Origin of the sequence: Nocardia sp. NPDC127606 (genome assembly GCF_042671725.1) — a bacterium.
Taxonomy (GTDB): domain Bacteria; phylum Actinomycetota; class Actinomycetes; order Mycobacteriales; family Mycobacteriaceae; genus Nocardia.
The window spans coordinates 1327540-1341423 of the sequence record NZ_JBHXWQ010000001.1 but is presented as its reverse complement, the minus strand read 5'-3'; the positions used below and the strand labels follow the sequence as shown (position 1 = coordinate 1341423).

12 protein-coding genes are annotated in these 13884 nt (G+C 67.6%); 7 read left to right on the top strand and 5 right to left on the bottom strand.

Annotated elements, in window-relative coordinates; all coding sequences use genetic code 11:
• Positions 1-20: 20 nt before the first annotated feature.
• The 3 genes from ACFVJ5_RS06325 to ACFVJ5_RS06315 form a co-directional block, all read right to left on the bottom strand.
• Positions 21-953: a TauD/TfdA dioxygenase family protein gene (locus ACFVJ5_RS06325; RefSeq protein WP_379218820.1), complete on the bottom strand. Its 933-nt coding sequence runs from the start codon at positions 951-953 to the stop codon at positions 21-23.
• 119 nt (positions 954-1072) lie between these two features.
• Positions 1073-1618 (bottom strand): hypothetical protein, encoded by a 546-nt coding sequence (locus ACFVJ5_RS06320; protein ID WP_379218819.1) that lies wholly within the window; start codon positions 1616-1618, stop codon positions 1073-1075.
• 152 nt (positions 1619-1770) lie between these two features.
• A complete protein-coding gene (locus ACFVJ5_RS06315; RefSeq protein ID WP_379218818.1) occupies positions 1771-2529 on the bottom strand; it encodes a spermidine synthase in 759 nt (252 codons plus the stop codon).
• Between the two features lie 178 nt (positions 2530-2707).
• Here ACFVJ5_RS06315 and ACFVJ5_RS06310 point away from each other — a divergent pair, with 178 nt between their 5' ends.
• The gene (locus tag ACFVJ5_RS06310) at positions 2708-3232 is read left to right on the top strand and encodes a TerD family protein (RefSeq protein ID WP_379218817.1); all 525 of its coding nucleotides are present in this window, start codon (positions 2708-2710) and stop codon (positions 3230-3232) included.
• 20 nt (positions 3233-3252) lie between these two features.
• On the opposite strand, the gene ACFVJ5_RS06305 is transcribed toward ACFVJ5_RS06310, so the two are convergent.
• On the bottom strand, positions 3253-4749 hold the full coding sequence (locus ACFVJ5_RS06305) for a hypothetical protein (protein WP_379218816.1): 1497 nt from the start codon (positions 4747-4749) through the stop codon (positions 3253-3255).
• Between the two features lie 242 nt (positions 4750-4991).
• Between ACFVJ5_RS06305 and ACFVJ5_RS06300 the strand changes: the two genes are divergently transcribed.
• The 6 genes from ACFVJ5_RS06300 to ACFVJ5_RS06275 all read left to right on the top strand — a co-directional run bounded on the left by ACFVJ5_RS06300 (position 4992) and on the right by ACFVJ5_RS06275 (position 11261).
• Positions 4992-5261: a hypothetical protein gene (locus ACFVJ5_RS06300; RefSeq protein ID WP_378990060.1), complete on the top strand. Its 270-nt coding sequence runs from the start codon at positions 4992-4994 to the stop codon at positions 5259-5261.
• A gap of 15 nt (positions 5262-5276) precedes the next feature.
• Positions 5277-7109, top strand: coding sequence for a glutamine--fructose-6-phosphate transaminase (isomerizing) (gene glmS / locus ACFVJ5_RS06295; protein ID WP_379218815.1), 1833 nt, complete (start codon positions 5277-5279; stop codon positions 7107-7109).
• Between the two features lie 52 nt (positions 7110-7161).
• On the top strand, positions 7162-9630 hold the full coding sequence (gene pepN, locus ACFVJ5_RS06290) for an aminopeptidase N (protein WP_379218814.1): 2469 nt from the start codon (positions 7162-7164) through the stop codon (positions 9628-9630).
• Between the two features lie 109 nt (positions 9631-9739).
• Complete coding sequence (locus ACFVJ5_RS06285) at positions 9740-9934, top strand: hypothetical protein (protein WP_379218813.1); 195 nt, start codon at positions 9740-9742, stop codon at positions 9932-9934.
• Between the two features lie 55 nt (positions 9935-9989).
• Positions 9990-10784, top strand: a complete 795-nt coding sequence (locus ACFVJ5_RS06280; RefSeq protein ID WP_379218812.1) for a SigB/SigF/SigG family RNA polymerase sigma factor — start codon at positions 9990-9992, stop codon at positions 10782-10784.
• A gap of 162 nt (positions 10785-10946) precedes the next feature.
• On the top strand, positions 10947-11261 hold the full coding sequence (locus ACFVJ5_RS06275; protein ID WP_379218811.1) for a hypothetical protein: 315 nt from the start codon (positions 10947-10949) through the stop codon (positions 11259-11261).
• A gap of 36 nt (positions 11262-11297) precedes the next feature.
• On the opposite strand, the gene ACFVJ5_RS06270 is transcribed toward ACFVJ5_RS06275, so the two are convergent.
• Entirely contained in the window at positions 11298-13880 is a 2583-nt protein-coding gene (locus ACFVJ5_RS06270; RefSeq protein ID WP_379218810.1) for a LuxR C-terminal-related transcriptional regulator, read from the bottom strand.
• Positions 13881-13884 lie beyond the last annotated feature (4 nt).

The following is a 13884-nucleotide window of genomic DNA, read 5'->3' as shown; positions in this document are numbered from 1 at the left end:
GTGGTGGCGGTCGATGATGGTCAGGCCGCACGCTCGAGCGCAGCGGTGTACGGCTCGGCGTCGCCGGCGATCACCACGCTCGCGGTGCCGTCGACACCGACGGGGACCGGCCCGCCCAGCGTGATGCGGGTGAGTCGGCGGTGCTCGGTGCCGTCGTAGTCGTCGATGGCGTAGTGCTGGGTGGCCCGGTTGTCCCAGATCGCGACGTCGCCCAGCGACCAGTTCCAGCGGGTGGTGTGCTCGAGCCGGGTGATCCGGTCCTGGAACAGCCGCAACAGTGCCCGCGACTCGCTGCTCGACACCCCGACGATCTCCTTGACGAAGCAGCCGAGCAGCAGGGCTCGCTCACCGGTCTCGGGGTGCACCTCCACCACGGGGTGCTCGGTCTCGAAATAGGTGGACTCGAACTCGCGACGGTAGTCGCGGTCGGTGTCGGCGGGACGGGCCTCGATCTCGGCCGCGTAGTCGTAGCGGTTCGAATGCCGCGCGCGCAGGCTCTCGGCGAGTCGCTTGAGCGGCTCCGGCAGCGAGTTGTAGGCGACCACGGTCGAAGCCCAGGTGGTCGAACCACCGTAGCTGGGCAGGGCGACCGCACGCAGGATGGAGGCCTGCGGGACACGATCGACGAAGGTGACATCGGTGTGCCAGACATTGGACCGCGTCTGGTGCGAGTCGATGGCCAGGCTCTTCGCACCGGCCGAGGTGACCGTCGGATGCGGGGTGGTCGGGTTGCCGAGCAATTGCGCGAACTCGTACTGACCGTCCTCGGTCAGGTGCTGCTGGCCCCGGAAGAAGATCACCTTGTGCTCGCTGAGCGCGGCGCGGATGGTGGCCACCGACCGAGCGTCCAGGTCACCACCGAGCCGGACCCCGTCGACCTGAGCGCCGATGTGGGCGCCGAGCTCGACCACCCGCACCGCGCTCTCGGGTACAGCTGCGTCATGGACGGACATACGGAGGCCTCTCGCTCGAACCTGGACGATCTCGTCACACGAAACCACCGGGAACGTGCCGCGACCATCATTGAATTCAGGCTGAGCGGAATCGCCGAATCGGCCGGTTGCGTCGCGAATTACGGTATGCGCAACTCCGCCGCGCTGTGCGCCTGGGATGTCCACGTACCGAATCGCGATTCGGCGGCTTCGGCCGACGGCGCGCTGATCACCCGGGCGACCGCTGCCCATGACGCTCCCGACGCGCGCACGAAGCGGACGGCTTCGACGAGCCGCTGCTGGGCCGACGCCGTGTCCTCGAACGCCAGCCGCACCGGGATCATGGCCTGCATCTCGAGTTGGTGGTAGTCCCATTCGGCCAGGACCAGGCGGGCGAAGTCGGCGTCGAGCCGACCGGCGGCGCAATGCAGCACCCGTGCCGAGGGGGCGTGGTCGGCGGGCCGGTCGGTGCGTAGCCAGGTTCGTCCGCGCCAGCCGTCGCAGGAGCACAGGGCGCGCCACCCGATCACCTCCTCCGGTCGGCGCGGGTGGCTGTCCTCGGGTGCCAGCGGGCGGGCATCGTTGGCGACCGTCGCGCGGGGGCTCGGGGCGTCGCTGCGTCCGTACAACCCATCCGTGAAGATGTCGGCTACCCATCCGCGATGGTTTTCGAGCAAGCTGTTCATCCTGACTCCGATGTCGAATCCGAAAAGCTCGATCCCGAACCGGCCCGTCATGACGCGATCGCCGGAGGTTCGGTGTGTGGGACAACTATTCCCAGACACTGACGATCAACCTCATCGACGCCGACGGCAATCACTTCGCCGCATTGTTGTTCCTAGTCACATAATGCCTGGTCGCGGTCTGTGCTCCGAGTGCGGTGGGACCTGGTCGCGAGGTAGATCGTCGCGCCGGATCGCCCGCGGGTGAGCGGGTTGTCGAACAGGATCGGCCGCGCCTCGACATCGACGAAGGCGGATGCCAGAATCTCGCGGAACTCGTCATCTGGGGCATCGTCGGACCACATCGCAAAGGTGCCACCGTCGACCAGGTGTCGCGCGACCGCGCGCAGGCCTTCGCGGGTGTAGAACGCGGCATTCGAGCCGTGTAGGACGTGGCGCGGTGAATGGTCGATATCGAGCAGCAGCGCGTCGTACACATGTCCCGGGCGTGCCGGATCGAATCCCACCGGCCCCGCCGCCGCGGCGAAGAAGTCCGCGCAGACGAGCTCGACCCGAGGGTCGCCAGCCAACCCGGCGGTGTCGGGCAGCAGTTCACGCCGATGCCAATCGATGACGGCGTCGGAATACTCGATCACCGTGAGCGCGTGAATCCGTGGGTCCAGCAAAGCTTCTCGCGCAGTGTATCCCAAGCCGAGCCCACCGACGAGTACATCCAGCCGGTCGCCGGGCGTGCGCCCCAATCCCAGGCGCGACAGCTCACGTTCGGCGACGGTGAACAAGCTCGACATCAGGTATTCGTCACCGAGCTTCACCTCGTAGACATCGGCCCGCACCGTCGGATCGAAGCGGCGACGCAAACTGATCTCGCCGATCGGGGTCTGCCGCCAGCCGAGTTCTTCGAAGCGTGCGCTCATCGCCGTCACGGTAGTCCTGTGGCGACCAGAACCCGGCCGGACGACGCGCACAGAACGCCGCCAGATTTGTGCTGGGCGTGATCTTTACGCCATGTTTATGGGTCGATGAGTCGGGAAGTCTGGTCGGCAACCCCGCTCGTGCTCGGTCGGGTGGGGTTCTATCGGCCAGGAGTACCGCATGACGCACGCAATCACCCACCTCAGCATGGGCCTGGGTTGGGACCCGGCCCAGGCCAACGGAATGCATCAGCGCCGCAAGGACATCGATCTCAACGCCGCGGCGTTGTCGTTCGCCGGCGAGAACTTCGTCGATGTCGTTTTCCACGAGCAGCTCACCTCGCGCGACGGCGCGCTGCGCCATCTCGGGGACAGCGTCACCGGCGACGGGGACGGCGACAACGAAGTGATCGTGGTCGACCTGACCCTCCTCGATCCCGCCGTCACCACGATCGTGTTCCTGGTGACCTGCTACACCGGCCAGCGATTCGACCAGATCGCCAACGGCTTCTGTCGCGTCGTCGACAATGTCACCGGTATCGAATTGATCCGCATCGATCTCGACAGCGTCGGCGCCCACACCGGCATCGTCGTCGGCAAACTGCACCGCCCCCACCAGGATTGGGCCTTCACCCTGATCGGCCAGCCGATCATCGCCCAGCACGTGGTCAACGCGGTCCCCCAACTCACCGCCTACCTCCACTGACAGCGACGATCCACCCCGTCTCACTCCGAGAGACGGTCGCGGGCTCGCAGACGCGTCTCTAGGGCGTCGAGTACGTGCGTCACGTCCGCGTCGAACTCCTCGGCCAGCATTTCGAGTAATGCCGCGCCGATCAGCAACAGCGTGGTGAAGACCACGGGGGCAATCGGCTCGGTCGCCTCGAGCAGGGGGCGGGTCCCTGGCGCGCCGCCGCGATGCCAGGACTCGAGCAGGGCCAGCGCGCCCTGGAGGTAGATCGGTGGTTCCGGGCGGGCGCTCAGCGCGGGGATCGCCCGATCGGCCGCGCGGCGCAAGATATCGGAGATGGACTCGATGCCCGGCGCCATGGCCTCCATCGCGCAACAGGCCAAGCGCAGGGCACCGTCCAGATGACGCGGGCTGTAGCGGGCCGACTCCGGGATCTGATCCCAGGGCAGCCGCAAAACGCGAAGCAGGTCGGTGGTGATCGCCGGTGCCTGCGCCGTCGCCGGGGACGAACCGGACGTGTGATCGACGCCGAGCATGATCTCGAGCCCGATCGCCGCTGCCATGAGATCGCCTCGGCTGCTGCGGGTTTCGCGTCGATGGCGGCGATCCTCGACCAGCAACCAGCCGACCGTCTGCGCGTCGGCGCTCCGTAGCAGTTTCGCGTCGGCCTGCCAGCCGTTCGCGGTATCGCATCGCGACAGCGCGCAGACCAGGTCGGCCATGACGTGGTTGCCGGTGACCAGCGTCGGCTGATGTCGTGGACGGCGCGACACCACCGGAAGATCACCGAGCCTGGCCGAGGCGGACACGAACGACATCGCGGTGAGCGCCGCCGCGGCGGTACGCGCGGCGGACACGGCGTCGGCGGCGTTGGTGCGCAGCAGCGCGCGATGGATCGAGTCCGCCAGCGGTGCGACGCCGAACTCCGCGTAGTGCAGCAACAACCAGGCCAGGGGCATGTCGCCGAGAACAGGCGCGAGCCGTTCGTTCAGCTCGTACAGCAATGCGGCCGACTGTTCCGGCTGACGAGATCGCGGCGCCTCCCCGGTGAGGTCACGCCATTCGAGCAATGCCAGGTAATTGGGTAGCAGCAAGCTATCGACCAGCTCACTCACCTGAGCGATGACGAATTCGAAATCCAGCTCCGTCATCGCGCCCGGCCCGACCGAATTCACCACCGGGTTCCCGTCGAACGGATCGAATCCCGATTCGCCCAGGGCTAGATCGAACAACAACTCCGCGTGCCCGAGCCTGCCGACGACCCGGCCGACAAAGGGCACCACCCCACCGTCTTCCACGGCGGTTGCCGCACCGAGGAGGCAATTCACCATTGCGCCTTCGGCTTTCGCGTGCGCACAGAACCTGCGTAGCCGCTGGTGCACGATATCCCCGGTATCGAAACCCGTCCGCACGATCTCTTCCGCGATCGTCACGATTGCCGCGTCGACGACATATTCGGGCCTGCCGCCTGCTTCATCCGATGCCGACGCGGGGCCCGCAAAATAGAGCCGGTCACTGAATGCGTCGCCCATTCGTCGCCTCACCACAACCTCCACTCGGATGCGCAGTATTCCGTGTACTCGACACCCTTCCAGCAAATTGTTCGCAAGTCGCGGCTCACACCTCACAAGGCGATAACGGCATGAACTCCGCGCGCACCGGCCGCACCGGCCGCGCCCAGGACGCGTCCCACCGAGGCGCTGTTGCGACACAATCTGCCCGAATTCGGGCAGGGATGTTGGCGAACCAGGTCGGGGCAGGCATGATCGTGCGAGTGAATGACGGGGTACCCACCGAGTTGGTCCGCTACGTCGTGGCGTCCACCGGCCTACCCGAACGCGTGGCCGCCCGGGTCGTCGCCGACATCGTCGGCTACTTCGACGAGACGGCCGAGCAGTTCGTCCGGCGCAGGCACGCCGAGCTGCAAGCTCGGGAGATGCGCAACGCCGAGATCTGGCGACGCCTCGAGATCGAACTCGGCGAGCGCCCGGTCGCGGCCCCGTCCTTCACTGAACGGCAACTTCGTCGCATCGTCTACGGGTAAGGGGTTCATCACGCCATGTGTGGAATCGTCGGATACATCGGTCACCGGCAAGCCGTTCCCGTGCTGCTGGAGGGTCTGCATCGGCTCGAATATCGCGGCTACGATTCGGCCGGATTGGCGCTGCCGCATCGAGGGAAGGCGCGTGTGTGCAAAACCCGGGGCCGGGTGCAGGACCTGCGCGACAAGGCCGACACCACTGCCCTGCGCGGCACCGTCGGCATCGCGCACACCCGCTGGGCCACCCACGGCGAGCCCAGTGATGCCAACGCCCACCCGCATACCGATGTCAGCGGCCGTATCGCCGTGGTGCACAACGGCATCGTCGAGAACGCCGAACAGCTGCGGGCCGAGCTGACCGCGCTCGGCATCGATCTCGTCTCCGACACCGACACCGAGGTGATCGCCCACCTGGTCGCGCGTGAACTCGAGGAATCGGAATCCCTCGAAGACGCCGTTCGCATCGCGCTGCACCGGGTTCGAGGCACCTACGGTCTGCTGGTGCTCGACGCGCGCCGCCCGACCGAGCTGGTGGTGGCCCGCAACGGCAGCCCCATCGTGCTCGGCGTCGGCGACGGCGAGATGTTCGTGGCCTCCGATGTCGCGGCCCTGGTCCACCACACCCAGCGGGTGGTGTTCCTCGACGACGGCGAGCTCGCGACCGTCCGCGACAGCGAATTCCGCACCAGCACACTGGAAGTCGAGTCCGAACAGACCGACAAGACCCCGACCACCATCGACATGGTGGCCGAGGACTACGCACTCGGCGGATTCCCCGACTTCATGCGCAAGGAGATCGCCGAACAGGGCGAAGCGGTGCGCCGAGCGCTGCGTGGCCGCCTCGACGACCGCTTCGCCACCGCCCACCTCGGCGGGTTGAACATGGACGCCCGGGAACTGCGCAGCATCAGCAAGGTCGTCTTCCTCGGTTGCGGTTCGGCCTACTACGCGGGCCAGCTCGGCGCCCAGCTGATCGAGGAACTGGCCCGTATTCCGGCCACCGCGGAACCGGCCTCGGAGTTCCGCTACCGCAATCCGGTCGTCGATCCCGACGCGCTCTATGTCGCGATCAGCCAGTCCGGCGAAACCCTCGATACCCTCGCCGCGGTGCAGGAGCTACAGCGCAAGGGCGGACGGGTCATCGGCGCCGTCAACGCGGTGGGCAGCGCGATCGCCCGCCAGTGCGGGGCGGGCGTGTTCCTGCACGCGGGCCCGGAGATCTCCGTTGCCTCGACCAAGGCATTGACCAACATGACCGTGTCGTTCACGATGCTGGCCCTGCTGCTCGGCCGGGTTCGCGACCTGTCGGCCGCCGACGGCCATCGCATCGTCGACGGCCTGCGAGCCCTGCCCGCCGCCATCGACCAGGTCCTCACCGACGAAGACGCCATCGCCGAGATCGCGCACCGCTACGCCAAGGCCCGCAGCATGTTCTTCATCGGCCGGGTACGGGCGTGGCCGGTGGCCCGCGAAGGCGCGCAGAAGCTCAAGGAGGTCTCCTACGTGCACGCCGAGGCCTACCAGGCCTCCGAACTCAAACACGGCCCGCTCGCGCTGATCGACCAAGAGATGCCGAGCGTGGTGATCGTCCCCGACGACGAACTGCTGGCCAAGAACCTCAGCACCATCGAACAGATCAAGGCACGCGGCGGACCGGTGATCGCCGTCACGAACGCGGACCTGCCGCCGAACGCGGCCGACGAAGTGATCCGGGTCCCGCGAGTGGCACCGGAGTTGGACCCGATGCTGCTGACGATCCCGCTGCAGCTGCTCGCCTATCACACGGCCATCGCCCTCGGCCGCGACGTCGACAAGCCCCGCAACCTCGCGAAAAGCGTCACCGTGGAGTAGCGGTCGCGTCGAGCGCGACGCACGGCGACGGGGCGGCTGGCAGGATCGTGGCGTGACTACCGCGAACCTGACCCGCTCCGAGACCGCCGCGCGATCGGCGGCGATCACCGTCCGCGCCTACCGCGTCGAACTCGATCTGTCGGCGGCCCCGGATCGGACCCGGGACGGTTTCGCGACGACGACCACTGTCGAGTTCGACGCCTCCGTCGAGCAGACGTGGCTCGACTTCATCGGCCTGTCCGTGGAATCGGTGACCGTGAACGGCGTGGAGGTCGCGGTCGAGTACGACGGGGCCCGGCTCGTGGTCGGTGGATTGTCCGAAACGAACGTGGTCCTGGTTCGGGCCACCGGTGCCTACAGCCGTTCGGGCGAGGGCCTGCATCGGTTCCTCGATCCGGTCGACAACCAGACCTACCTCTACACCCAGTACGAGCCCGCGGATGCGCGGCGGGTCTTCGCCTGCTTCGAACAGCCGGATATGAAGGCGCCGTTCACGTTCGCGGTGACCGCGCCGGCCGGGTGGCAGGTGATGTCGAATCGGCCTTTCGCGGCCATCCAGGACAACGGCGTGCTCCAGAACGTCGAGTTCTCCCCCACCTTGCCGATCTCGACCTATATCACCGCCATCGCGGCCGGTCCGTACCATCGCGTCGAATCGTCTTGGACACGCGGCGAACTCACGATTCCGCTCGGGATCTACTGCCGTGCCTCGCTGGCCGGCTATCTCGATGCCGACACGATCTTCGAGGTGACGAAGCAGGGTCTGGACTTCTTCGCCGAGAACTTCGACTACCCGTATCCGTGGGGCAAATACGACCAGGTGTTCGTTCCCGAATACAACCTGGGTGCGATGGAGAACCCCGGGCTGGTCACGTTCACCGAAGCCTACGTGTTCCGTGGCGCGGCCACCGCCGCGCAGTACGAGGGCAGGGCCAACACGATCCTGCACGAGATGGCCCACATGTGGTTCGGCGATCTGGTCACGATGGTGTGGTGGGACGACCTGTGGCTCAAGGAATCCTTCGCCGACTACATGGGCGCGCTCGCGAGCTCGGAGGCCACCGAGTGGACCGACGCCTGGGTGGCGTTCGCGAACCGTCGTAAGGCCTGGGCGTATCTGCAGGATCAGCTGCCGACCACGCACCCGATCGTCGCCGACATCACCGACCTCGAGGCCGCCAAACTCAATTTCGACGGCATCACCTACGCCAAGGGCGCCAGCGTGCTCAAACAGTTGGTGGCCTATGTCGGCAGGGATGAGTTCTTCTCGGGGGTGCGCCGCTATTTCCGGACGCATGCCTTCGGCAACACGACTCTCGACGACCTGCTGACCGAGTTGTCGGCCGATTCAGGCCGCGATCTGGCGGGCTGGGCGCGAGCCTGGTTGCAAACAACCGGGGTGTCCACGCTGACCCTCGGCGACGGTGCGATCGTGCAAACCGATCCGCGCCCGCACCGGCTCGCCGTCGGACTCTACGATTTCGATCCCCTGGGTGACTTGGTGATTCGCGAGCGGGTGGAAGTCGACATCGTCGACGCACACACGCCGGTCGCCCTGCAACCCGCTCCGCTGCGTCTGCTCAACGACGGCGATCTCACCTACGCGAAGGTCCGTCTCGACGTGGATTCGCTCGCCACCGTGGAGAGCTCGCTGAATCGGGTCACCGACCCGCTGGCGCGCGGACTGATCTGGTCGGCGCTGTGGAACGCCACCCGCGACGGTGAACTCGACGCCGAACGCTACCTGTCGATGGCACGTGATTTCGCGCCCACTGAAACCAATATGGCCCTGCTCACCGCGGTTCTCGCGAACGCGTCCTTCACCATCGGCCATTACCTGCCCGATCCGGCGCAGATTCGGTGGGGTGGGGAGTGGCTCGAATCCTGCTGGGCCACACTGCATTCGTCGGCACCGGGTTCCGGAGCGCAGCTGGCTTGGGCGCGTGCGGTGGCGGCCGCCGCCACCGTCGACGGCCGCCGTGCCACCGACATTCGGGCGATCCTGCTCGACCGGGCACCGGAGGGCTTGGCCCTTGATCCCGATCTGCGCTGGGCGCTGTGGACCGCGCTGGCCGCCACCGGCGACGCGAAGGTCGCCGACCTCGACGCCGAAGGGGAACGAGACGACACGGCGTCGGGGCGAACCGCTCACCTGCGCGCACTCTTGGCCCGGCCGGACGCAGAGGTCAAAGCCGCGGCATGGGATTCAGCGCTCGGCGACACCACGCTGACCAACGACCATCTCGACGCCACCATCGACGGATTCCGGGCCGGCTGCCACCGCGACCTGATCGCACGCTACGACGACGCCTACTTCGCGGCACTGCGCACGGTATGGGATCAGCGAAGCATCGAGATCGCGCGCCGCATCGTGGTCGGGCTCTTTCCCGCCGCCGATTCACTCGAGGGGGTCGACCGGTGGCTCGCCGTGAACATCAGCGCGCCGAACTCATTGCGTCGCTTGGTCGTCGAACAGCGTGACCACCTCGCCCGGGATTTGCGCGTGCGCGGCGTGAATTGATATTTCCCATTTCTCGCCGGGTTAAACATATCGATCGAAAAGGTCGCGCTGTCAACCCCAGTCGACCAATAACGGTTTAATAACCTCCGCGTTGGTGAACCCTTGATCTATGACCAACTCACGTAATCGGACAACGAGTACGCCGAGCATGGATCTGACCAGCACCACCATCATGTTGGCCACCTGCGTGTTCTTCCTCTTCGGCCTGACAGTGCTGACCGGATCGCTACCCGCCGCGATCCTCGGCGCCTCCTGTCTCGGCGCGGGAATGATGACGGTGCTCAAAACGCTGGACCTGCACTGAATTCAGGTCCACTCCACCGTTTCGGTGCGCATTCCCAGGCCAGGAGCTGATCCGCATGTCCAAGACCACCGACCGCACCTACGAACACGCCGAGCCCCTGTTCGCGCACTGGGCGCTGACCGATCCCCGCAGCCCCGAACACGACGCCCTGCGGGACCGGATCATCGAGGTCTGTCTGCCGCTGGCCGAGCACATCGCCCGCAAGTACGCCGGCCGTGGCGAGATCTTCGACGACCTGCTCCAGACCGCGCGACTCGGCATGGTCATGGCGGTCGACCGCTACGACGTGACCACCGGCTCACCCTTCCTCGGCTTCGCGGTGCCCACCATCATGGGTGAGGTGCGCAGGCATTTCCGCGATCACATCTGGCCACTGCACGTTCCCCGTCGCGAGAAAGAACTCCAGGGCAAGGTCAGGGAAGCGACCGAAGAGTTGAGCCGTCGGCTCCAGCGGTCCCCCACCGCCCCCGAACTCGCCGCCGAGCTCGAGGTTCCGGTCACCGACATCGCCCGAACTCTCGTGGCGGCCAATGCTTTCCAGACCCGCAGCCTCGACACTCCCGCACGCGACAACGACGGCGATCCCGGCATGACCGTCGCCGAGACGTTCGGCTCCGAAGATCCGAGCTACCGTCTCACCGAAGACACGATCACCGTCGCACCGCTGCTGGCGCAACTGACGCCGCAGGACCGGCAATTGCTGATCTGGCGGTTCTACGACACGCTCTCGCAGGGTGAGATCGCCGAACGCCTCGGCGTTTCCCAGATGAGTGTCTCCCGCAAGCTCACCAAGCTGCTGGGTGAGCTGCGCACCAAGGCCGCCGACGAACAACCGGTACCCGCCGCCTGATCTTCGGCCCGCCCGCACCGTGTCGAAACGGTGCGGGTGCGTGCTGGGACCGATACCGTCCATTGACTCTGCGGCTACCGGGCTGCACAGTTGATAAAGCAGAATCTCGCGCGTGTCGTGGCGGCGTCCACCGGGTCGGCGCTGTTCACATGGTGTGTCAGTGTGGTGCTCGTCGGCGGGAAGGGTGCGATGACGATGCGCGGTCGACGGAATCGACGGGACCGAGAGATTCGCGAGGTGCGGGAAATCCGGGCCAGTCCGGCCCACCAAACCGCAAAATTCTTGCTGTCGGTGCTGATGCTGGTCTGGTTCGGGGCCGGGCTGGCGGCGGCGATGCAGCGGGACTACTTCACGAATACCCCGGCCAATTGCGGCGATCTGGGCACGATCGGACTCACGGTGCTCGCGGGCCCGCTCAACTACCTCGGTATGAACCCGAAGGTCTCCGAATGCCAGTTGCCCGAGCCCAGCCGATGAGCGCACGCGCCACCGGAAACCGGTTCCCCGCCTGCCTCAGATGAGTTCGGCGAGCTGGTCGCGGTCGGTGGCGTCGAGCTTGATACAGGCGCGATAGATGTGGCCTTCGACCGTGCGGACCGACACGCAGAGTCGTTCGGCGATCGCGCGGTTGGACAGGCCACGGCCGATGAGGGCGGCGATCTCGCGTTCGCGTTCGGTGATCGGCAGGGGTCGGGCCGCCGCGGTGATAGCGGGGGTGCCCGCGCCGTCGCAGCGGGCGGCCAGGGCCGTTGTGCGGGCGGCCGCCTGGGCGCTGGGCCTGCGCTGTCCGGCGTGGTCGTAGATCGGCACCGTCTGCGCCTCGGCGTCGGCGGCCGACAGCAGCAGGCCCGCGGACTCGAACTCGCCGCTGACCGCGGCGAGCGCGCGGGCGTCGGCAGCGGCGAGGGCAGCGGCGTGGCGGGCGTAGATCGCCGCCACCGGGCCCTGGACGCGACCGGCGACGCTCGCGAGCCGGGTGGCGAGGGTGCGATCGCCGAATCGGGTGGCGTGGTGCAGCGCTTCGGCCTCCAGGGCGTATTGACCGGCGCTGTGCGCCAGGTCGGCGGCCTTGCGGGCCAAGTCGACCGCCGAGTGCGCGCTGTGTTCGGCAGCGGCCAGCCAGGCGCGCGCGATCATCCGCTGCGGTTCGTGCAGGGCCATGTGTGGCCCGCTGTGCTCGTCGGCGTCACCGAGCACCCGCTCGGCCTGTTCGACCTCGCCCAGCGCCGCGTAGGCGCGGGCGAGCAGCAGCCGCGCCGGCAGCTTCCACGGCAGCGAGGATTCGGCGTTGAGCGCCGCCAGCGCCTGTTCGAAGGCGGTGATCGCTTCGCGGAACCGCCCCCGGTAGGTGGCGACGACCCCGTCGGCGATGCGCGCGATCGCCCAGCCGACGAACTGGCCCGCCGAGGAGAACTCACGGTATTCGGTGGCGCGCTGTTCGGCGAGATCGAGGTCGCCGATGGTGGTCAGCGCGAGGACGTCGCCGTAGCGGACCATCACCCGGATGATCCCGTCGGTGGACTTCTGCTGGGCCCGGCTGCGGGCGGCGATCGGCGCGAAGTCGGCGCCGCGTCCGGCCACCGGCATCGCCAGACCCAGGGCGAACGCGGCGAAATCGACCGCTTGACGGGGTGAGTTCGGGTCGGCGATCACCCGCTCGGCAGCCTCGATTCCCTCGGCGAGGTGATTTTCGTGCACCGCCATCGCCGCCGCGGCCGCGTCGACCGTCAGGCGCAGGGCGGGATACTCGACGCGGGCGCGCAGCATCTCGACCAGGTCGCGGGCGTGGTCGACATCGCCCAGCGACCAGAACCGCAAGCTGGCCCGCACCACACCCCACTGCACCAGTTGCAGCGGATCGAGGCGGTCGGGGTCGAACCGGGCCAGGATCTCGTCGGCGTGCTGCGGCCTGCCCTGCCAGAGCAGCGCGCGGGAGAGCAGTTCGGCCGCGCGCAGCCCACCACCGCGCTCGCACGCGGCGCGCGCGAGCTGTTCGCCCAGCGGCAGATTGGCCAGCGACACCGCGTCCTTGGCCGCGTCGATCAGCATGACGATGTCGATCGGCCGATCGCTGTCGACGCACAGCCGTGCCAGCCGGATCCGGTGGGCCGGTGTGCTCAGGTCACGGTCCTGCAGCGTTTCGACGAGGCGCCCGCGCCGGGTGCGCGCGGCGGCGGTGCCGAGGCGACAGCGCACCACCTCACCGAGCAGGGGATGGCTGAACCGGACATCGACGACCCCATTGTGGCTCGTGAGCCGGATCAGGCCGGTGACCTCGGCGGCGTCCACCGCGTCGGCTCCGACGAGCTCGCTGAGGATGTCGATGTCGAGCGGCTCGTGCACGGCCAGCGTCTCGAGCACGTCGAGCACAGGCGCACCCGCCCTGCTCAACCGCTCGCCGAGCAACTCGACCAGACCCGAGGGCACCGCGGTGGGCCCGCGCAACTGCCAGACGCCGTTGACGTCGGTCAGGGTGCTCGCCTCGACACCGCCCTCGACCATGTTGCGCAGGAACAGCGGGTTGCCCGCCGAGGACTCCCACATCACATCGGCGCTCAGCCCCTCCAGAGTCCCGCCGAGCACGGTCTCGACGAGTTCGGTGCACTGGGTTTTGGTGAACGGCGCCAACTCGATTCGCTCGAGGTAGCCGTCCTTCCACAGTGAGGTGACCGCGTCGGGCAGCGGTTCCCCGGTGCGGACGGTGGCGATGATGCGGGCTCCGCGATCGACGGCGATCTGGTGTACCAGCGTGGCGGAGAGGATGTCGAGCAGGTGCGCGTCGTCGACGCCGATCACCGCGTCGGGCTGGGCGAGCACGTTCTCCCGGGCGGAATGCAGCAGCGCGAGCGGATCGCGCGAGACCGACGCGGCGATCCAGGGCGCGAACGCACCGAGTGGAATGGCTTGTGACGACGCGGTACAGGCCACCCAGCGCACCGGCTCGGACAGCACCGCGGTGACCATCCGGGCCAGGGTGGTCTTGCCGACGCCCGCGGCACCGACCAGGATCACGCCACCGGTGTCGCGGTTCGTCAAAGCCTTACGGACGGCGTCATATTCGGCGGGACGATCGAGCAGCTGCCAGAGTCCGCCCATACAT